The 18,273-nt window shown below is 71.2% G+C and carries 20 protein-coding genes; 10 read left to right on the top strand and 10 right to left on the bottom strand.

The window, feature by feature from the left end; translation table 11 throughout:
- The first annotated feature begins 36 nt into the window (after window positions 1-36).
- Complete coding sequence (locus OO68_RS00555) at window positions 37-768, top strand: 2OG-Fe dioxygenase family protein (protein WP_033306074.1); 732 nt, start codon at window positions 37-39, stop codon at window positions 766-768.
- A 48-nt stretch (window positions 769-816) separates the two neighbouring features.
- On the top strand, window positions 817-1,785 hold the full coding sequence (locus OO68_RS00560; RefSeq protein ID WP_033306075.1) for a DMT family transporter: 969 nt from the start codon (window positions 817-819) through the stop codon (window positions 1,783-1,785).
- Here the strand turns inward: OO68_RS00560 and OO68_RS00565 are convergent.
- Window positions 1,720-2,712, bottom strand: coding sequence for a helix-turn-helix transcriptional regulator (locus OO68_RS00565; RefSeq protein WP_033306076.1), 993 nt, complete (start codon window positions 2,710-2,712; stop codon window positions 1,720-1,722). The genes OO68_RS00560 and OO68_RS00565 overlap by 66 nt on opposite strands.
- Before the next feature lie 324 nt (window positions 2,713-3,036).
- On the opposite strand from OO68_RS00565, the gene OO68_RS46070 reads away from it, so the two are divergent.
- The gene (locus tag OO68_RS46070; RefSeq protein WP_157852642.1) at window positions 3,037-3,177 is read left to right on the top strand and encodes a hypothetical protein; all 141 of its coding nucleotides are present in this window, start codon (window positions 3,037-3,039) and stop codon (window positions 3,175-3,177) included.
- A 4-nt stretch (window positions 3,178-3,181) separates the two neighbouring features.
- Window positions 3,182-3,994 carry a type 1 periplasmic-binding domain-containing protein gene (locus OO68_RS45185; RefSeq protein WP_051814219.1) on the top strand — a complete coding sequence of 271 codons (813 nt, stop codon included), beginning with the start codon at window positions 3,182-3,184 and terminating at the stop codon, window positions 3,992-3,994.
- A gap of 28 nt (window positions 3,995-4,022) precedes the next feature.
- Here the strand turns inward: OO68_RS45185 and OO68_RS00575 are convergent, their stop codons facing one another.
- On the bottom strand, window positions 4,023-5,258 hold the full coding sequence (locus OO68_RS00575) for a cytochrome P450 (protein ID WP_033306077.1): 1,236 nt from the start codon (window positions 5,256-5,258) through the stop codon (window positions 4,023-4,025).
- Window positions 5,259-5,476: 218 nt separating this feature from the next.
- Here OO68_RS00575 and OO68_RS00580 point away from each other — a divergent pair, with 218 nt between their 5' ends.
- Window positions 5,477-6,646: a steroid 3-ketoacyl-CoA thiolase gene (locus OO68_RS00580; protein WP_033306078.1), complete on the top strand. Its 1,170-nt coding sequence runs from the start codon at window positions 5,477-5,479 to the stop codon at window positions 6,644-6,646.
- Here OO68_RS00580 and OO68_RS00585 read toward each other — a convergent pair.
- Window positions 6,630-6,815, bottom strand: coding sequence for a DUF397 domain-containing protein (locus OO68_RS00585; protein ID WP_033306079.1), 186 nt, complete (start codon window positions 6,813-6,815; stop codon window positions 6,630-6,632). The genes OO68_RS00580 and OO68_RS00585 overlap by 17 nt on opposite strands.
- Window positions 6,796-7,623, bottom strand: a complete 828-nt coding sequence (locus OO68_RS00590) for a helix-turn-helix domain-containing protein (protein WP_033306080.1) — start codon at window positions 7,621-7,623, stop codon at window positions 6,796-6,798. The genes OO68_RS00585 and OO68_RS00590 overlap by 20 nt, the downstream gene beginning before the upstream one ends.
- Window positions 7,624-7,716: 93 nt before the next feature.
- Here OO68_RS00590 and OO68_RS00595 point away from each other — a divergent pair, with 93 nt between their 5' ends.
- Window positions 7,717-8,112, top strand: a complete 396-nt coding sequence (locus tag OO68_RS00595; RefSeq protein WP_033306081.1) for an ATP-binding protein — start codon at window positions 7,717-7,719, stop codon at window positions 8,110-8,112.
- Here the strand turns inward: OO68_RS00595 and OO68_RS42875 are convergent.
- Both OO68_RS42875 and OO68_RS00605 read right to left on the bottom strand, forming a co-directional pair.
- The gene (locus tag OO68_RS42875) at window positions 8,109-8,519 is read right to left on the bottom strand and encodes a peptidoglycan-binding domain-containing protein (RefSeq protein WP_157852643.1); all 411 of its coding nucleotides are present in this window, start codon (window positions 8,517-8,519) and stop codon (window positions 8,109-8,111) included. The genes OO68_RS00595 and OO68_RS42875 overlap by 4 nt on opposite strands.
- 89 nt (window positions 8,520-8,608) lie before the next feature.
- Window positions 8,609-10,648, bottom strand: a complete 2,040-nt coding sequence (locus tag OO68_RS00605; RefSeq protein ID WP_033306082.1) for a bifunctional glycosyltransferase 87/phosphatase PAP2 family protein — start codon at window positions 10,646-10,648, stop codon at window positions 8,609-8,611.
- Window positions 10,649-11,003: 355 nt separating this feature from the next.
- Between OO68_RS00605 and proP the strand changes: the two genes are divergently transcribed.
- Together proP and OO68_RS00615 are read left to right on the top strand one after the other, a co-directional pair.
- Window positions 11,004-12,389 (top strand): glycine betaine/L-proline transporter ProP, encoded by a 1,386-nt coding sequence (gene proP, locus OO68_RS00610; RefSeq protein WP_033306083.1) that lies wholly within the window; start codon window positions 11,004-11,006, stop codon window positions 12,387-12,389.
- A gap of 89 nt (window positions 12,390-12,478) precedes the next feature.
- Window positions 12,479-13,150: an O-methyltransferase gene (locus OO68_RS00615; protein ID WP_033306084.1), complete on the top strand. Its 672-nt coding sequence runs from the start codon at window positions 12,479-12,481 to the stop codon at window positions 13,148-13,150.
- A gap of 33 nt (window positions 13,151-13,183) precedes the next feature.
- Here OO68_RS00615 and OO68_RS00620 read toward each other — a convergent pair whose 3' ends face one another.
- Window positions 13,184-13,576, bottom strand: coding sequence for an FHA domain-containing protein (locus tag OO68_RS00620; protein ID WP_033306085.1), 393 nt, complete (start codon window positions 13,574-13,576; stop codon window positions 13,184-13,186).
- Between the two features lie 96 nt (window positions 13,577-13,672).
- Here OO68_RS00620 and OO68_RS00625 point away from each other — a divergent pair, with 96 nt between their 5' ends.
- Complete coding sequence (locus tag OO68_RS00625) at window positions 13,673-14,080, top strand: DnaJ family domain-containing protein (protein WP_033306086.1); 408 nt, start codon at window positions 13,673-13,675, stop codon at window positions 14,078-14,080.
- Window positions 14,081-14,099: 19 nt separating this feature from the next.
- Here the strand turns inward: OO68_RS00625 and OO68_RS00630 are convergent, their stop codons facing one another.
- Window positions 14,100-14,834, bottom strand: a complete 735-nt coding sequence (locus OO68_RS00630) for a hypothetical protein (RefSeq protein WP_033306087.1) — start codon at window positions 14,832-14,834, stop codon at window positions 14,100-14,102.
- Window positions 14,835-14,838: 4 nt separating this feature from the next.
- The gene (locus tag OO68_RS00635) at window positions 14,839-15,534 is read right to left on the bottom strand and encodes a hypothetical protein (RefSeq protein ID WP_033306088.1); all 696 of its coding nucleotides are present in this window, start codon (window positions 15,532-15,534) and stop codon (window positions 14,839-14,841) included.
- Between the two features lie 159 nt (window positions 15,535-15,693).
- Between OO68_RS00635 and OO68_RS00640 the strand changes: the two genes are divergently transcribed.
- On the top strand, window positions 15,694-16,185 hold the full coding sequence (locus tag OO68_RS00640) for a GNAT family N-acetyltransferase (RefSeq protein WP_078625140.1): 492 nt from the start codon (window positions 15,694-15,696) through the stop codon (window positions 16,183-16,185).
- Window positions 16,186-16,215: 30 nt separating this feature from the next.
- Here the strand turns inward: OO68_RS00640 and OO68_RS00645 are convergent, their stop codons facing one another.
- Entirely contained in the window at window positions 16,216-18,267 is a 2,052-nt protein-coding gene (locus OO68_RS00645; protein ID WP_033306090.1) for an MDR family MFS transporter, read from the bottom strand.
- Window positions 18,268-18,273: the final 6 nt, after the last annotated feature.

Below are 18,273 nucleotides of genomic sequence, written 5' to 3' on the forward strand. Positions count from 1 at the left end.
GGATCCCTACCGCGGATTTCACCCACGGAGTACGCCATGACCACTGCCGCAACCCGTCACCCCGCCGCCGACGACGCCGTCAACGCCCTCACCGGGCCCGGCGGTCATCTGATGCCCTCCGCGCAGCTCTCCGCGCTCGCCGGTGTCGGCGCCGCCGACTGGGCGCGGTTCGCCGCCCACTGGGACGAGCTCACCCTCGACACGTACATGGCCGACGGGGGCACCTACCGGTACCGCCGCTACGGCCAGTTCGAGCTGGACCCGGCGGCAGGCGACCTCACCCTGCTCCCGCACACGCCGTACCGTCAGGAGTCGGACATCAATCCGCTCAACGGCGGCATCGAGCGCGTCTTCGACCCGCTGACGGAGTCCTTCACCGATGACCCGCTGCTGCGTTCCGTCCTCGTCGAACTCGGCCGGATCTTCACCGACGTCGACGGCACGGCGTCATGGAACGTGAAACTGCACCCGTACCGCATCAGCGCCTCCGCCGACCAGCAGGGACAGCCCGCGCCCGAGGGCCGGCACCGAGACGGCGTCACCTTCATCACCTCGCTGCTCATCGGCCGCAGCAACGTCACCGGCGGTGAGAGCGGCGTCTACACCGACGCGGGCGAACACCTGCTCACCGTTACCCTGTCCGAGCCCGGTGACCTCCTGCTGGGCGACGACCGCCGCACGCTGCACTCGGTGACCCCGGTGCGCCCGGTGGACCCCGAACTCGCCGCCCACCGCGACGTCCTGGTGATCGCCTACACCGCGCGCTGAGCCACCCCGCCCTCCAGCCTCCATCGTCCGCTGCCCTAGGAGTCCCCCATGACCGTCAACGCGGCCCGCCGCGCCTGGCTGACCGATCTGCCCGTCCTGCTGGTCGCGGTGGTGTGGGGCTCCAGTTATCTCGCCGCCAAGGAGGTCACCACGGCGCAGACCGTGCTGGCCGTGCTCGTCCTGCGGTTCGGTGTGGTGCTGCCGGTCCTGGTCGGCACCGGGTGGCGCAAGCTCAGGGCGCTGGACGGGGCGCAGCTGCGGGGGGCCGGTGTCCTCGGGCTGATCCTTTCCGGCATCTTCCTGCTGGAGACCTACGGCGTCGTGCACACCTCGGCGACCAACGCCGGGCTCATCATCAGCCTCACCATGATCTTCACGCCGCTCGCGGAGAGCCGGTTCACGGGCAGGCGGCCCTCCCGGTCGTTCCTGGCGGCAGCGGGGTTGTCGGTGCTGGGTGTGCTGCTCCTCACCCAGGGCGCCGGGTTCACCGCGCCGTCCCTCGGTGATCTGCTGATGCTGGGCGCGGCCGTGGCCCGTACCGTGCACGTGCTGGCGATGTCGCGCATGCGGTCGGTGCAGGGCGCGGACTCGATGTCGATGACCACGGTGCAACTGGGCGGCGCGGTCGCGGTGTTCGCGGTGCTGTCCACGCTGCCCGGCACCGGCAGCACCACGTGGGCCGCCGCGGCGGATCTGGACGCCGGGGACTGGCTCTGGCTGCTCTATCTGTCGGTGTTCTGCACCCTGTTCGCGTTCTTCGTGCAGATGTGGGCCGTACGCCGTACCTCGCCCTCCCGGGTCAGCCTGCTGCTGGGCACCGAGCCGGTGTGGGCCGCCGTCGTGGGGGTCACCCTCGCGGGGGACCGGCCGGGCTGGCTGGGGCTGCTGGGTGCGCTTCTCGTTCTCGCGGGCACGGCGTGGGGCCGCAGCGCGGCCGCCCCGCGGCAGACGTCAGTCGTCGAGCCAGCCGAGCCGGACCGCGCAGACACCGGCCTGGAACCGGCTGGCCGTTCCTAGCCGTTCGGTCAGTTCGGAGACGAGGCGGCGGACCGTGCGCTCGGAGACCCCGAGCTTGCGGGCCATCGCCTCGTCGGTGAGTCCGCCCCCGAGCATCCGCACCAGCTCACGGTGGCGGCCGGTCGGGTGCCAGTCGCCCTCGGGGCTGTCGGTCGCCGACTCGGTCAGCACGGTGGCGCTTTCCCAGCTGTGCTGGAAGATCCCCCGGAACACCCCGGCCAGCGTCTCGCCGCGCAGCACGATGGCGGCGATCTCCCCGTCCGCGGTCCGGGACGCCGGCACGATCGCCAGCGAGCCGTCCACCACGATGAGCCGCATGGGCAGGGTGTGCGCGGTGCGGACCTGGGCGCCCGCCCCGTTCAGCCGCCGCAGATACGCCGTCATGTGGGGGGCGGAGGCCGCCGAGCGCAGATGGATCGTCCGCATCCTCACGCCGCGGCCCAGCACGAGCCGGTCGCGTTCGAGCCCCGCCTCCACCATCTCCGCGGGCAGCGGGCGACCGGGGTGCAGGGACAGCACTTCCTCCTCCGCCCGCCGCGAGGCGTCCTCCAGAACCGCGGATACATTGGCCATACCATTGACCACCTCCATCTGAACGGAGGCCAGCTCCCGGGCGTGGACCGGCTGGAAGTCCGCCAACACCTGGGCGAGCGCGGAGCGGGTCTGCCGGACGGCGCTCAGCAGGGCGTCCGTGTGCTGCTCCTCGTCGAGGAGCAGCTTGCGCAGTGCGGTGTCCGGGGCGAGGGCCGTCCAGCCATTGTCATGGCCCGACGACGGCACCAACAGGCCGAGTTCACCGAGCAGCTGGAGTGCGCCGGCGAGCTCGCTCCCGCTCCAGCCGCGCTGTTCGGTGAGGGTCTGCGGGTTCCAGGCCGCGTTGTCGAGAGCGAGGCGGTAGAGCTCCTGGGCTCGGGCACGCACGTCCACCGGAATGGGTCCCCCTACTGAGTGACGAGCGCTGTCCCCCGTGAAGCGCTCCCTCGGGGATCTTAGGAAGGGTCCCCCGCAGCGGGAAAGCCGTGGTCCGCCATTCGGACCGCCGTGGACGGCTGAACGGACGAGCGACGGACGGCTGCCCACCGTGCTCCGCACGCCGTCCGCCCCTGGCCATGACCGGTGCCGGAACGTCCTCCGGATGGCCGCGGACGGTCCCGCCGGAACATGATGATCGCCCAGCGGCCTTCGCTGATCACACACCGACCGACCAGGAACTCGACGCCCGTCGAGCGACGATCACCCAGGGGGATCCTCATGTCCGCTTCTCATCTGCTCCGTGGCCTGTTCGCGGTTCTTGCCGCCGCCCTCGTCCTCGGTGGCGTGCAGAGCGCCGCGGCGACCGGAACCGAGACCCGGGCCGTCGTGACCAGCGGCGACTCACTGATCTGGGGCTGACCGGGTGGCCAGACCGAGCGTCGCCGTCGTCGCCCCGCTGACCGGGCCGCGCACAGACTGGGGGGCGGCCCTCCTCGGCCAGCTGGAACGGATTCGAAGGGCCCGTCCGGACGCCGCCGAGTGGCACGTCTACGACGAGACGCCGGAGGTCGCCCGGACCGTGGCCGGCGCCGGACACGCGGCAGTCGTCGGCCACAGCGACACGGAGGACGCCCGCCGGGCCCTGCCGGTGTACCGAGCCGCCCGACTCCCTTGTCTGCTCCCCTTCGTGAGGGCAGGGGCGCCCGCACTGAGCTGGGCACCGGACGGGGACGTGCTGGCCCGCAGGATCGTCGAGGCGGCGACGGCCCTCGGCGTGAGCGCGCTCGCCGTCGCCCCGGACGAGGAACCCCGCTGGCGCGCGCTCGGGCGCGCCGTCGTCGAGGAGGCCGACAGGGTCGGGATCTCGCCGGGCCCCGGTGGCGCGCTGGCGGTGCTGGCGCCGCAGGACCGGTTCGCGCGCTTCGTACGCGGTACGGGTCCCGTGCTCACGCCTACGGACTGCGGACTGGTCTCGTTCGCCCGCCTGCGCCAGGCGGCATCGGACCGCGAGGTGTGGGCCGTCCACCCCCACACGTGCGCGGTACGCCGTGCCAGAGCCGCTCTCGCGGCACTCGCGCAGGCCGTGTCCGAGGATCACGCGCCGCGCGGAACGGCGCTGACGGACGCCGTGCGGGCGCGTTCGGGAATCCTGCTCACCGCCGACGGAGCCCCCCTGGGTGACGGCTGGCTGATCTCCCGGCTCCCGTGGACGTGCGCGGCGAGAACGACGCTGTGACCTCCGCCCCCACCGGCAGGATTCACCGTCAGCCGGTGCTCACCGGGAGTTCCTTCACCCCGTTGATCCACGCCGAGCGCAGCCGGCGCGGGTCCCCGACCAGCTTCAGCCCGGGCATGGCGTCGGCGATCGCGTTGAAGATGAGGTTGATCTCCAGCACCGCGAGGGACTTGCCCAGGCAGTAGTGCGGTCCGCCGCCGCCGAAACCGAGGTGCGGGTTGGGGTCGCGGGTGACGTCGAAGGTGTCGGGATCGTCGAAGACCTCGGGGTCGTGGTTGGCCGAGGCGTAGAACAGGCCCAGCCGGTCGCCCTTGCGGATGCGCTTGCCGCCGAGTTCGGTGTCCTGGGTGGCCGTGCGCTGGAAGGCGGCGACGGGGGTCGCCCAGCGCACGATCTCCTCCGCCGCCGTCTGAGGGCGGTCGCTCTTGTACAGCTCCCACTGTTCCGGGTGCGTGAGGAAGGCGTGCATGCCGTGGGTGATGGCGTTGCGGGTGGTCTCGTTGCCCGCGACGGCCAGCATCAGCACGAAGAAGCCGAACTCGTCGGAGCTGAGGTTGCCCTCGTCCTCCGCCGCGACGAGCTGCGTGACGATGTCGTGCGCCGGGCACTGCTTGCGGTCGGCGGCCATGTTCATCGCGTAGGCGATGATCTCCGTGGCCGACTCGGCGCCGACCTCCTCGGTGATGGCGTACTCGGGATCGTCGTACGCGATCATCTTGTTGGACCAGTCGAAGATCTTGTCCCGGTCCTCCTGGGGGACGCCCATGAGCTCGGCGATCGCCTGGAGAGGCAGTTCGCAGGCGACCTGGGTGACGAAGTCGAACGGCCCGGTGCGCGCGCGGGCGGCGGCGACGATGGAGTGGGCCCGGGCCCGCAGCCGGTCCTCCAGCGCCCGGATCGCCCGGGGCGTGAACCCGCGCTGCACGATCTGCCGGACCCGGGTGTGCTCGGGCGGGTCCATGTTCAGCAGGATCAGCCGCTGGGCGTCGATGGAGTCGCGCTCGATGTGCTCGTTGAAGCGGATGATCGCCGTGTTGAGGGACGACGAGAACAACTCGGGGTGCGTGGAGACGTACTTGACGTCGGCGTGCCGGGTGACGGCCCAGTAGCCCTCGTCCTGGAAGCCGGCGAGTCCGGCCCGCTGCGGCACCCAGCAGACCGGTTCGGCCCGGCGCAGCTCGGCGAACTCCGGCAGGGGCACGCGGTGGTACAGCAGGTCGGGGTCGGTGAAGTCGAACCCCTCGGGCAGCGCGGGACAGGGCATGGGCGGCTCCCACCACTCGTACCGACTCTGAGGTCTGACGGCCCATCAGCTGTGCGGAGTTGCGGTGACGGTAGTAACGGGTTCTACAAGTAGCAAGAGGCACGGCCCCGCCAATTGCCCGCAGGACTCTTGCGGTCACCGAGCGGCCCTCAGCACACTGTGCACAGAACTAGAACGCGTACTAGTTCCGCTGAGCCTCCCGGAGAGGACCCGCACCCATGGCTGCCGAACCCGTGATCGTCGAAGCCGTACGCACCCCCATCGGCAAGCGCGGCGGCGCGCTCGCCAATCTGCACCCCGCCTACCTCCTCGGCGAGACCTATCGCGAACTCCTCGGCCGCACCGGCATCCCCGCCGACTGCGTCGAGCAGATCGTCGGCGGTACGGTCACGCACGCCGGCGAGCAGTCCATGAATCCCGCGCGCACGGCCTGGCTGACCATGGGGCTCCCGTACGAGACGGCCGCGACGACCGTCGACGCGCAGTGCGGGTCGTCCCAGCAGGCCTCGCACATGGTGGCCAACATGGTCGCGGCGGGCGTGATCGACGTCGGCATCTCCTGCGGGGTGGAGTCGATGTCGCGGGTGCCGCTGGGGTCGGGCTCGAAGCACGGGCCGGGCAAGCCGTTCCCCGACGAGTGGAACGTCGACCTGCCCAACCAGTTCGAGGCGGCCGAGCGCATCGCCCGCCACCGGGGCCTGACCCGCGAGGACGTCGACGCGCTCGGTCTCGTCTCGCAGCAACGGGCCGCCCACGCCTGGGCGGAGGAACGCTTCAAACGGGAGACGTTCGCGGTCCAGGTCCCCACGACCGAGGAGGAGCAGCACGCCGGGCAGGGCATGTGGCGCCTGGTCGACCGGGACGAGGGCCTGCGCGACACGACGGCGGAGGGTCTGGCCTCACTGAAGCCGATCATGCCGACGGCGGTGCACACGGCCGGAAACACGTCGCAGATCTCCGACGGGGCGTCGGCGGTCATGTGGGCGTCGAAACGGATGACCCGTGCGCTGAAGCTCCGCCCCCGGGCCCGGATCGTGGCTCAGGCCCTGGTGGGGTCCGACCCCCACTTCCACCTCGACGGCCCGGTCGACGCGACGAACGCCGTGCTGGGCAAGGCGGGGATGTCGTTGAAGGACATCGACCTCGTGGAGATCAACGAGGCGTTCGCGTCCGTGGTGCTCAGCTGGGCGCGGGTCTTCGACCAGGACCTGTCCAAGGTCAACGTCAACGGCGGCGCGATCGCGCTCGGGCACCCGGTGGGAGCGACCGGGGCCCGGCTCATCACGACGGCACTTCACGAACTGGAGCGCGCGGACAAGGAGTTCGCGCTGATCACCATGTGTGCGGGGGGCGGCTTGGCCACCGGCACGATCATTCAGCGGTTGTAGACGTCCAGTTGACGAAGGTGGTGAACGTGGCGGGATCGAGGGTGAGGATCGGTCCCGCCGGGTTTTTGGAGTCGCGTATGGCGATGGTGGCCTCCGGGGTTTCGGCGACCTCGAGGCACTGACCGCCCTGGTCGCTGCTGTAGGACGACTTACGCCACTGCATCTCCATAGCGTTCCTCCATTACGCGCCGGATGAGCCGTGCCGAGTCCTTGAGGGAGAGCGCGGCAGCTCGGAGATGATCGTAACGGAGCGAACAGTTCTTGACGGTGTCCGGATTCGCGGTCGGATGCCCGCTGCCATAGCTCTCCGTGTAAACGATGGTCGGGTCAGCGGCAAAGTGGTAGAGGTCGAATGAGCCTGTCAGCCCGGCGTGCGCTCCGATTGAGAGGGGCAGCACCTGAATGTTGATCCTGGGGTTCCCCTCGAACGACAACAAGTGCGCGAGTTGCTCCCTCATCACCTCCGGGCTCCCGATCTCCAAGCGCAGCGCCGCCTCACTGAGGACCGCCCAGAAGACCGGCGGCTCCCCCTTCTCGAAGACGCGCTGGCGAGCAAGACGTACTGCCGTTCGGTCTTCGAGGTCCGTCTCATCCAACGCGCCCAGCACAGCCCGTGCGTACCCCGTAGTCTGGAGCAACCCGAGCACCATGTGCGTCTGGAAGGAGCAGATGTCCGTGGCCCGCATCTCCAGCTCGGCCACCTGCTGAAACCATGCCGGAAGCCGACTCCGCAGCACCAGTTCCACCAGCCGCGAGAACATTCCGTCCGTGCCCAGCGCCGCATCCGCACGTTCACTGAACTCCGGGGTCGGAACCTTCCGAGCCGTCTCGATCTGGCCCACCAAGGAGCCGGTGTAATTGAGGATGTCCCCCAACTGCCGCTGCGTCAGCCCGGCGGCCTCCCTGTGGCGCCGCAGCTCGAAGCCGTAGTAGTCGAGCGGCGAAGCACCCGGGTCAAGGGCGTTGATGTGGGTCACGGCAGAAGCCCCTCTCACGCAACTCGGTCCACAAAGGAACCGGTTGTATCCGTTCCGTAGCCGAGGGTAGTCAGCGCACGTCAGCCTCGTCCCGTGAACGAATACATTCCCGCCCAGTACGCGATGCGCCTCACCGTCGGTGAACACGCCCCCCGGCACATCCGCCGTATCGTCCGTTTCTTCCTCGAAGAGTGGCGCATGCCCGAGTTGTCGGACGCCGTGGAGCTGGGCGTGACGGAGCTGCTCGCCAACGTGGTACGGCACGTCCCGGACCGTCGCTGCGCACTGCTGCTGCTGCGGCAGCGCACGGGCGTACGGGTGGAGGTCACGGACGGCAGCGACGAACTGCCGTGCACACCGGCCACCCTGGACACGGAGTCCGAGGGCGGCCGGGGACTGCTGCTGCTCGACGCGATGGCCGACAAGTGGGGCGTGTCGCTGTGGTCCGGGGGCGGGAAGACGGTGTGGTTCGAGTGCGCGGCCCGCTAACAGAAGGGAGCATCCGGCGCGTTGGCCCAGAAGGAGAGGAAGGACCAGGTCTGCGCTCCGATGCGACCGTCGACGACGATTCCGGCACACTGCTGGAAGGCCCTGGTCGCGGACTGCGTCTGTCGGCCGAAGTCCCCGTCCACGTCCAGACCGGCGTCGATCGCCTGGTTCAGGTAGCACTGGGCCTGCTGGACCACCGCTCCGGATGACCCCAGACGGAGGTTCGGTCGGTTGATGGTGAAGTCGCAGATGTCGTCCGGCCCCTGGGCCACGAGGGCTGCTGGACGATTCGACTTCTCCACGACCTGGGCCGGTTTGGCCGAGTCGGTCGCCGAAGCCACAGCCGGTGCTCCCGCGAGGGAGATGGGGAGAGCCAGCGCCGCTACGGCGATGAGCACACGTCGCATGCCGTTCACCTCCAGAGAGGGTGCCCTTGTTCTCATCGTGCGCGGCCCTCACCCGGGCTGCATCTCGGGCATGTTGCGCCGTCAACCAGTCACCCGTTTACGGCCTTTCGGGTCGGCACGGGTTCCCGCCCGGCCGCCGCGGCGGTGGCGGCCCGGGGGCCGGACAGCAGGTACGTGAGTCCGAACCCCGCCGCCACCACCACCGCTCCCCCGGCCGCGTCCAGCACCCAGTGGTTGCCGGTCGCCACGATCGAGACCCCGGTGAGCAGTGGATGCAGCAGGCCCAGCGCCTTCAGCCACCACCGTGACGCCAGGATCGCGATCACGACGCCGCACCACAGCGCCCAGCCGAAGTGCAGCGACGGCATGGCCGCGTACTGGTTGGTCAGATGCGTGAGCGTGCCGTAGTCGGGCCGGGAGAAGTCCTGGACGCCGTGCACGGTGTCGATGAAGCCGAGCGTCGGCATGAGACGAGGTGGGGCCAGCGGGTAGAGCCAGAAGCCGGCCAGGGCGAGCAGGGTGGCGAATCCCAGGGCGGAGCGGGCCCAGCGGTAGTCGGCGGGACGGCGCCAGTAGAGGACCGCGAGGACGGCCAGCGGGACGATGAAGTGGAAGGACGTGTAGTACTGGTCGAGGAACTCCCGCAGCCAGCCGATCCCGGCGACGGTGTGGTTGATCCAGTGCTCGACGTCCAGCCGCAGGGTGCGCTCCAGGTCGTAGATCTGCATGCCGTGCTCCTCGGCCTCGGCGCGCCCGGCCGAGTTGCTGCCCCCGGTGGCGGCGAGCCGGACCTGGGAGTAGGCGGCGTAGGTGACCCGGAGCAGGAGCAGCTCCAGCAGGAGGTTCGGGCGGGCGAGGACGCGGCGCAGGAACGGCAGCAGCGGCACGTGCCGGAAGCGGGACGGGACCGCGGGGGCGTGGGCGGTCGGCAGCGGCGACCGCCAGGCCGGCGAGGCGCGCGACAGGAACGGCACGGCGGTGGCGGCGGCGAGCGCGGCCAGCAGGACGACGTTGTCCCGCACGGGGTTCAGGGACGCCATGTTCGGCAGGATCATCGTGGCCGGCAGGGTCATGACCACGACGACGGCGACCGGCCACACGTACCGGTCAGAGGCGCGTCTGCCGACCCGGCCGACGACCGTGAGCAGCACCCACAGCAACTGGTGCTGCCATGCCGTCGGCGAGACGACGATCGCGGCGCAGCCGGTGATGGCGACGGCGAGCAGCAACTGGCCGTCGCGGAAGCAGCGCACGGCCCGGCGCAGGGCCAGGACGGCCACGGCCGCGCCGAGCGACAGGAAGAGCGCGACCTCCAGGGGTCCGTCCAGGCCGAGCCGGAGGAGGGCGCCGTGCAGGGACTGGTTGGCGAGGCCGTCGGCAGGGCCGCCGAGGCCGACGCCGGCCATGTGATGCACCCAGTAGCGGTGGGAGTCGTGCGGCATCGCCGCCCAGGCGATGCCGGTGCAGGCGGCGAAGGTGACGCCGGTGGCGAGCGCGGCGCGTCTGCGGCCGGTGCACCACAGCAGGGGCGCGAACAGCAGCAGGGTGGGCTGGAGCGCCGCCGCGACGCCGATGAACAGGCCGCTGGTGCGCTGGCCGCGGGCGGCGAAGCAGCCGAGCAGGACGAGCAGGACCGGGATGACGCTGGTCTGGCCGAGCCACAGGGTGTTGCGGACGGGCAGGGACAGCATCAGCAGGCTGACGGCGACCGGCGCGGCCAGCAGGGCCGTGCGGCGGCCGACGGGCGGGGGCAGGGCGCGGGCGGCGATCAGGCCGAGGGCGACGACGAGCAGCAGCGTGCCGAAGGTCCAGCCCCAGCCGAGGGCCTGCTCGGCCGAACGGGTGAGCGGCTTGAGGGCGAGTCCGCCGAAGGGCGTGCCGGTGAAGCGGGTCGAGGCGTAGAGCGAGCCGTTCACGTGCAGGACGCCGTTGGGTCCGACCCAGGTCTCCAGGTCGGTCAGCCGCTCGCCGCGCGGGGTGGCGAGGACCATGGCCACCTGCCGGGCGGCGAGGACGGCGGCGATCAGCCACAGCCCGAGGCGGGCGGCGCGCAGGCGCGGGTGAGCCGCACCGGTGGCCGTCGCTCCGAAGCCTTCCGCCGGTCGTCCGCCGTGATCCGCATTCGCCACGCCTCGTCGGCCTCTCGCGCCAGTTCATCCCACATGTCCTGAATGTGGCAATTCCTCCTGCGAACCCTATGGGGAATGCGCGGTTCCGGAGAAGAAGACGCGAGCGGTTGTGATCGCGCGCGGGCGGCGTGAGCGGCCCTCACAGGCGCGATATGGATCACATGAAGATCGGTCGTGAACCCCTTTCCGCGGGGCAGAAGCAGCAGCACAGCCACGATTTACGTGCAGTGTGCAACGAGCGGCGTACCGCCCGTAAGCGGAGCAAATCCGCCTATCGTCGCTTTTTCGGCCCGTACGACAGCGCCGCCGCGCGGGACCGCGTCCCTGTCCCCGTCGAAAGGTAGGCGAGCGAGTCTTGTCGACTGCCTCAGTCGTCTCCCCCGCGTCCCTCGTGAAGACCCGCACGGCGAAAGCCCCCGACCCGACCGTCACCGACCCCGCGCTCGTCAAGCGCGCCGTGAAGGCGGCCGCGCTGGGCAACGCGATGGAGTGGTTCGACTTCGGCGTCTACAGCTACATCGCGGTCACGCTGGGCAAGGTCTTCTTCCCCTCGGGCAACCCCACCGCCCAGCTGCTGTCCACGTTCGGCGCCTTCGCCGCGGCCTTCCTGGTCCGCCCGCTCGGCGGCATGGTCTTCGGCCCGCTCGGCGACCGCGTGGGCCGCCAGAAGGTCCTCGCCCTCACCATGATCATGATGGCGGCGGGCACCTTCGCGATCGGCCTGATCCCGTCGTACGCGACGATCGGCGTCGGCGCGCCGGTCCTGCTCCTGGTTGCCCGGCTCGTGCAGGGCTTCTCCACCGGCGGTGAGTACGCGGGTGCCTCCACGTTCATCGCCGAGTACGCCCCCGACAAGCGGCGTGGCTTCCTCGGCAGCTGGCTGGAGTTCGGCACGCTCGCCGGCTACATCGCCGGCGCGGGCCTGGTCACGATCATGACCGCCCTGCTCTCCACCGACGACCTGACCTCCTGGGGCTGGCGCATCCCCTTCCTGATCGCGGGCCCGATGGGCATCATCGGCCTCTACCTGCGGCTGCGTCTGGAGGAGACCCCGGCCTTCGCGGCCGAGGCGGAGAAGGCCGAGAACAACCGCCCGAAGACGCCGCTGCGCGAGATGGTCGCGGGCCAGTGGCGCGCGCTGCTGCTCTGCGTCGGCCTGGTGCTGGTCTTCAACGTCACCGACTACATGCTGCTGTCGTACATGCCGAGCTACCTGACCGGTCAGCTCCACTACGACGAGACGCACGGCCTGCTGGTCGTCCTCGGTGTGATGGCCGTGATGATGATCGTCCAGCCGTTCGCCGGCGCCCTGACCGACCGCGTCGGCCGCCGCCCCGTGATCGCCACCGGCTGCGCGGGCTTCCTCCTGCTGTCCGTCCCGGCCCTGCTGCTGATCCGCGAGGGAAGCCTGCTCGCGGTCGCGCTCGGCATGGGCGCCCTCGGCCTGCTGCTCGTCTGCTTCACGGCGGCGATGCCCTCGGCGCTCCCGGCGCTGTTCCCGACGAAGGTCCGCTACGGCTCGCTGTCCATCGGCTTCAACGTCTCGGTGTCCCTGTTCGGCGGCACGACCCCGCTGGTGGTCACGGCCCTGATCGGCGCGACCGGGAACATGATGATGCCCGCGTACTACATGATGGCCGCGGCCGTGATCGGCGGTTTCGCCGTGTGGCGCATGGCGGAGTCGGCGGGGCGCCCGCTGCCCGGCTCGGCGCCCTCCGTGGCGGGTCGACACGCCGAGTGAAATCCCGCTGACAGCAACCCGCGCACCAACTATCTTCGTCAGCGCCAGTAGTTAGGGATGCTAACTATGCTGACGAAAGGTAGAGGTGCATGAGCGAGTCGCACGTCTGGGACGAGGTCGACGCCTACTTCACCACCCACCTCGCCCCGGACGACGAAGCCCTGGCGGCCGCCCTGCGCGACAGCGACGCCGCCGGGCTTCCGCACATCAACGTCGCGGGCAACCAGGGCAAGCTGCTCCAGCTCCTCGCCCAGATCCAGGGCGCCCGCCACATCCTGGAGATCGGCACGCTCGGCGGCTACAGCACCATCTGGCTGGGCCGCGCCCTGCCAGCCGACGGGCGCCTGGTCTCCCTGGAGTACGACCCGCGGCACGCCGAGGTCGCCGTCCGCAACATCGCCCGCGCCGGCCTGGACAAGCTGGTCGAGGTGCGGGTCGGGCCGGCCCTGGAGTCGCTGCCCAAGCTGGCCGACGAGAACCCGCCCCCGTTCGACCTGGTCTTCATCGACGCCGACAAGGCCAACAACCCGCACTATGTGGAGTGGGCGATCAGGCTCACCAGCACCGGCAGCCTGATCGTCCTCGACAACGTCGTACGGGGCGGCCGGGTCATCGACGCGGACAGCACCGCCCCGGACGTGACGGGCACCCGTAGCGCGATCGAACTGATCGCCGCCCACCCGAGGCTGAGCGGCACCGCGATCCAGACGGTGGGGATGAAGGGCTACGACGGGTTCGCGCTGGCCCGCGTGCTGGCGTGAGGCCGCGCCGTCACACGGCGTGCGGGCCCGCCGTCACACCTCGTGGTAGAAGCCCACGTTGACGCTGCGCGGGGCGGTGCGGTCCTGGACGATGATCTCGCCGCTGCCGCCCCTGGGCAGCGGGACGGTGCCGCCGTAGGCCAGGGGCTGGACGTACTCCCCCATCGTCAGCCGCACTTCGGAGGACGGGTCGGGCTGGGAGCCGCGCAGCCAGGTGACCTGCCAGGTCCCCTCCGGTCCGCACAGGAACTCCAGGTGGACACGGGAGACGAACAGCCAGTCGTCCGGCGTGCTCAGCCGGCACACGGACTTGTCGCGGCCCACCCGCAGCACCGCGCCCGGCTCGCTCGGCGCATCGGCCATGAGCATGCCGGCCGTGGCGCCCGCCTCCGCCTCCGCAACGGTGGCCATGGTGAGTTCGAGCACGTGCGCTCCTTCTGAGACGTCCCGGTGGGCCAGACAGGTTCTTGGCCCGCCGCATGATAAAACGCCCGGCCACGCGGTGTCCGGCACAATGGCCTCATGACCGAGCGAAAGCCACCAGGCGTCGACTTCGAGTCCTGGGTCGACAAGCAGATCCGTGACGCGGAGACGCGCGGGGAGTTCGACCGGCTGCCGGGCGCGGGCGAACCGCTCCCCCGCGAGATCGAGAGCACCTACGACGAACTGTGGTGGGTCAAGCGGAAGATGGCCCGCGAGGGCTTCTCCGTCCTGCCGCCGGCACTGGCCCTGCGCAAGGAGGCGGAGGACGCGCTGGAGGCCGCGCTCGCGGCCCCCTCGGAGCGGATCGTCCGGAAGATCATCGACGAGGTCAACGCCAAGATCCGCGACATGATGTTCAAGCCGCCGCCCGGCCCCCCGCTGGGAAAGAAGCCGTACGACGTCGAGGACGTCGTACGGCAGTGGCGGGAGCGCCGGGCGGACCGGTGACCGGGGAATCTCCCCCGGCTCACACGTGCAGCAGCCGTTCGGCCAGCTCGCGGTAGTCCTTCAGGGCGAGCCGGAGCTGCTCGGTGTCGGCCGAGGACACGGACCTGCCCTCGCCGCCCTCGACGGACTGCCAGGAATGGCGCAGGGTGCGGCGGCGCTGGGTCACGGCCTCGGTGAAGCGGGCCGCGATCTCCTCCAGCACGTGGTCGGCCTCCTCGACAGCGGCCCGGGGCCCGTCGACGAACCCGGCGACGGCGTGCTGCAACTGCGAGCCGAGCTTGTCGGACTCCTCGTGGGCGAGGAGGTGGGCCCGGTTCTTGGCGGGGCCGGCCTTGTCGGGGCCGGTGCCGTGGTCGGCGCGGGGTGTTTCGGAGCCGAGCCCCTCCGTGCCGTGCCCGGTGCCGAGCCGGTCGGTGCCGAGCCGGTCCGGGTCGTTCCGGTCGGTGCCGAGCCGGTCCGGGTCGTTCCGGTCGGTGCCGAGCCGGTCGGTGCCCTCCGTGTCGTGCCGGTCCGTGCTGTTCCGGTCCATGCCGGGCAGATCGGTGCCGTGCGCCACGGCGCGGTCCGCGTCGGTGCCGTGCGGGGCGCCGCGGTCGGTCTCGACGCCGCGCGCGGTGCCGCGGTCCGTTTCCGGACCCCGGGCCGTCTCGTGGCGGTCGGTGCCCGGTGCGGCCGGGCGGTGGCCGGTGCCCAGGGCGCTCTCGCCGCGGGCGTCCGGCGCCTGGTCGCCGGGCGGTCGGGTCATGTCGGTCATTGCCTCAACTCTCCTTCGCCTGACGTCGGTTCATCGCCCACGGCATGTGCCCGCCGCGGGAGTGGGCCTTGCGGCCGCCGTTCAGGGCGGCGCGCTCACGGCCGTTGTCGTGCCGTTCGCCGGTGCGGCCGCCGCCGTCGTGGCGGGCCGGCTTCACCAACTCCTCGAACAGGGCGCGGGCCGCCACAAAGGCCTCGCGCATGTCTTCCGTACCCTGGCCGCCGTCGCGGGCGTCCTCCGCGCGCAGATGCGCGGCGCGGTGCACGCGCCGGTAGCCGTCCACGTGGTGGGCGTGGTGCACGGACAGTGCGGCCAGCTGTTCCTCGTACTGCCCGCCGTCCGGGAAGCCCCGGGCACCGGCAAGTTCGGCGAGCAGCCGGTCCGCCTCGGCGACGGCGTCGCGCGGCGAGTCGACGAACCGCTCCTGGGCGGCCGTCCAGCGCGCCTCGTACTGCTCGCGCTGCGCCGGCTCCAGCGGCCGCTCGCGCAGCTCGCCGTGGCGCTGCACGCGCTCGGTCAGTTCGCGCTCGGCCGCTTTGGCGTCACCGTCGTGCCGGGCGACGGCCCGGTCGTACTCGGGTCCGAAGCGCCGCTTCAGGCTCGGGCCCTGCCGAGGCCCGCGGGCGCGCAGGGTCATGACGGCCGCGATGATGACGACCGCCGCGATCACGATCAGAGCAATGATCAGGCCAGTGGACATGAATGCCTTCCGGGTTCTCGGCCCAACCGGCTCTCCTCGCGAGCCGGTTCGCTCGTCGGGTTGCCCCAAACCCCGGGTCCAAACGGCGCCCGGGCGCGACCGCGTGGCCGGGACTATTCGTTTGCGTGTCCGATGGGGCGCCCGTGAAGAATGCGGTTCATGACCTGGACCGTGACCCCGGAACCGTACAACTCCCCCGTCGCCGCCGCTCTGTGGCGGGCGTACTACACCGAGGTCAGCGACCGCTGGTACCTGTTGCACGAGGGGCGCCGGACCGACCCGGCCGAGCTGGAGCGGGAGATCGCCGCCCAGCCGGGTGCCGACCTCGCCCCGCCGGACGGCCGGCTGCTGGTCGCCCGGTACGGCGGTGAGCCGGCCGGCAGTGCGGGCGTACGGCTGGTGGACGGCACGACCGCCGAGCTCAAGCGGGTGTTCCTGCGCGAGCCGATGCGCGGCCTGGGCGGCGCCCCGCTCCTGGTCGGAGCCGCCGAGGACGCCGCTCGCGCGCTGGGCGCCACCCGGATGATTCTCGACACCCGCAGCGATCTCATCGAGGCCCGCGGCCTCTACGCCCGCCTCGGCTACCGGGAGACCGCACGCCACAACGACGACCCGTACGCGGAACACTGGTTCACCAAGGACCTGGCCTGAGGTCGGATTCACCAAGGATCCGGCCTGAGGTCAGACCCTCTCCTCCGGGGGGCGCGTGCGGTACGGCCGCTCGCGCCGGGACCCGCACAGTTCGCCGTTCAGCTCGCGCACGAGCCGCTCCAGGTCGGTCGGCCGGTCCGGCCCCCACCAGTCGCCGAGCAGCTCGGCGAGGGACTCCTCGCGGGCCTCGGCCAGCCGGCCGGCGACCTCGCGCCCCTGCCCGGTCAGGACCATGTCGACGCCCCGGCGCACGGCGAGCCGGCGCTCCTCGGCCTGCCGGGCGGCCTCCATGATCACGGTCAGGGGCACGGGCATGGTGTCGGCCAGCACGCCCGGCTCCACCGAGCCGTGGCGCCGCATCCGCAGCAGCAGCCAGCTCGTGGCGGGCAGCAGGTCGTAGCCCGCCCGGGCGGTGATCTTCCGGTAGATCTCCCGCCGCCCCGCGCGGGTGCCGAGCACCGAAAGGGCCCGGCAGACCTCGTCGTACGAGGACCGCTCGACGGGGTTGCTGGCCAGGGTCTCGGTGACGTCCGGCGCGGTGACCGAGCCGCGCAGCCGGTCCTCCTTCAGGAACCAGGCCAGCACGAAACCGAGGAGCGCGACCGGGGCGGCGTACAGGAAGACGTCCGTGATGGAGACGGCGTAGGCGTGCAGGGCCGGCGGGCGCAGGCCGGGCGGCAGGGCGGCGATGCCGCGCGGGTCGGCCTCCAGTGCGTCCACCGAGACGCCGGGCGGCAGCGTGGCACCGCGGAAGGCGTCGGTGAGCTGCTCCCCCAGGCGGCCGGCGAACACCGTGCCGAAGACGGCGACGCCGAACGAGGCGCCGATGGAGCGGAAGAAGGTCGCGCCGGAGGTGGCCACGCCCAGGTCCTCGTAGGGGACGGCGTTCTGCACGATGAGCACGAGGACCTGCATCACCAGGCCGAGGCCGAGCCCGAAGACGAAGAAGAAGCCGCTCAGTTCGGCGGTGGAGCTGTTCTCGTCCAGCTGGTGGAGCAGGAGCAGTCCGAGCGTGGTGACGCCGGTGCCGGCGATCGGGAACACCTTCCAGCGGCCGGTGCGGCTGACGATCTGCCCGGAGGCCGTCGAGGCCAGCAGCAGGCCCAGCACCATCGGCAGCATGTGCACACCGGACATGGTCGGGCTGATGCCCTGCACGACCTGGAGGAACGTCGGCAGATAGGTCATGGCGCCGAACATGGCGAACCCGACGACGAAACTGATCACGGCGGCGAGCGTGAACGTCCGTACGCGGAACAGCCTGAGCGGCAGGACGGGTTCGGCGGCCCGCCGCTCGGCGGCCACGAAGGCGAGGGCGAGGACGACGCCGAGGACCGCCAGACCGACGATCTGCCAGGACCCCCAGGCCCAGGTCGTCCCGCCGAGCGAGGCGACCAGGACCAGGCAGGTGGCGACGGCGGCGATGAGGAAGGTGCCGAGGTAGTCGATGACGTGCCGTCGCGCCGTGCGCGGGATGTGCAGGACGGCGGCGATCACGGCGAGCGCGACGACGCCGACGGGCAGGTTGATGTAGAACACCCAGCGCCAGCTCAGATGCTGGGTGAACAGCCCGCCGAGCAGCGGCCCGAGCACGCTGGTCGCGCCGAAGACGGCACCGAACAGGCCCTGGTAGCGGCCGCGTTCGCGCGGCGACACCAGATCGCCGACGATCGCCATCGACAGCACGATCAGCCCGCCCCCGCCGAGGCCCTGCACGGCCCGGAACGCGATCAGCTGGGCCATGTCCTGCGCGGCGCCGCACAGCGCGGATCCGACCAGGAAGATCACGATCGCCGTCTGGAACAGCCGCTTGCGCCCGTACTGGTCGCCGAGCTTGCCCCACAGGGGGGTCGCGGCGGTCGCGGCCAGCAGATATGCGGTGACCACCCAGGAGAGGTGATCCAGACCGCCGAGATCGCTGACGATCGTGGGCAGCGCGGTCGACACGATGGTCTGGTCGAGGGCGGCGAGCAGCATGCCGAGGAGCAGGGCTCCGATGGAGACCAGGACGTTCCCGGACACCTGCTCCTGAGGGGCCGCGCCCGGGGGCGTCAGCGTGGTGGCGTTCCCGTCCTCGGCCATCCGACC

The organism is Streptomyces iakyrus, assembly GCF_000717055.1.
In the GTDB taxonomy this organism is placed as follows: Bacteria; Actinomycetota; Actinomycetes; order Streptomycetales; family Streptomycetaceae; genus Streptomyces; species Streptomyces iakyrus.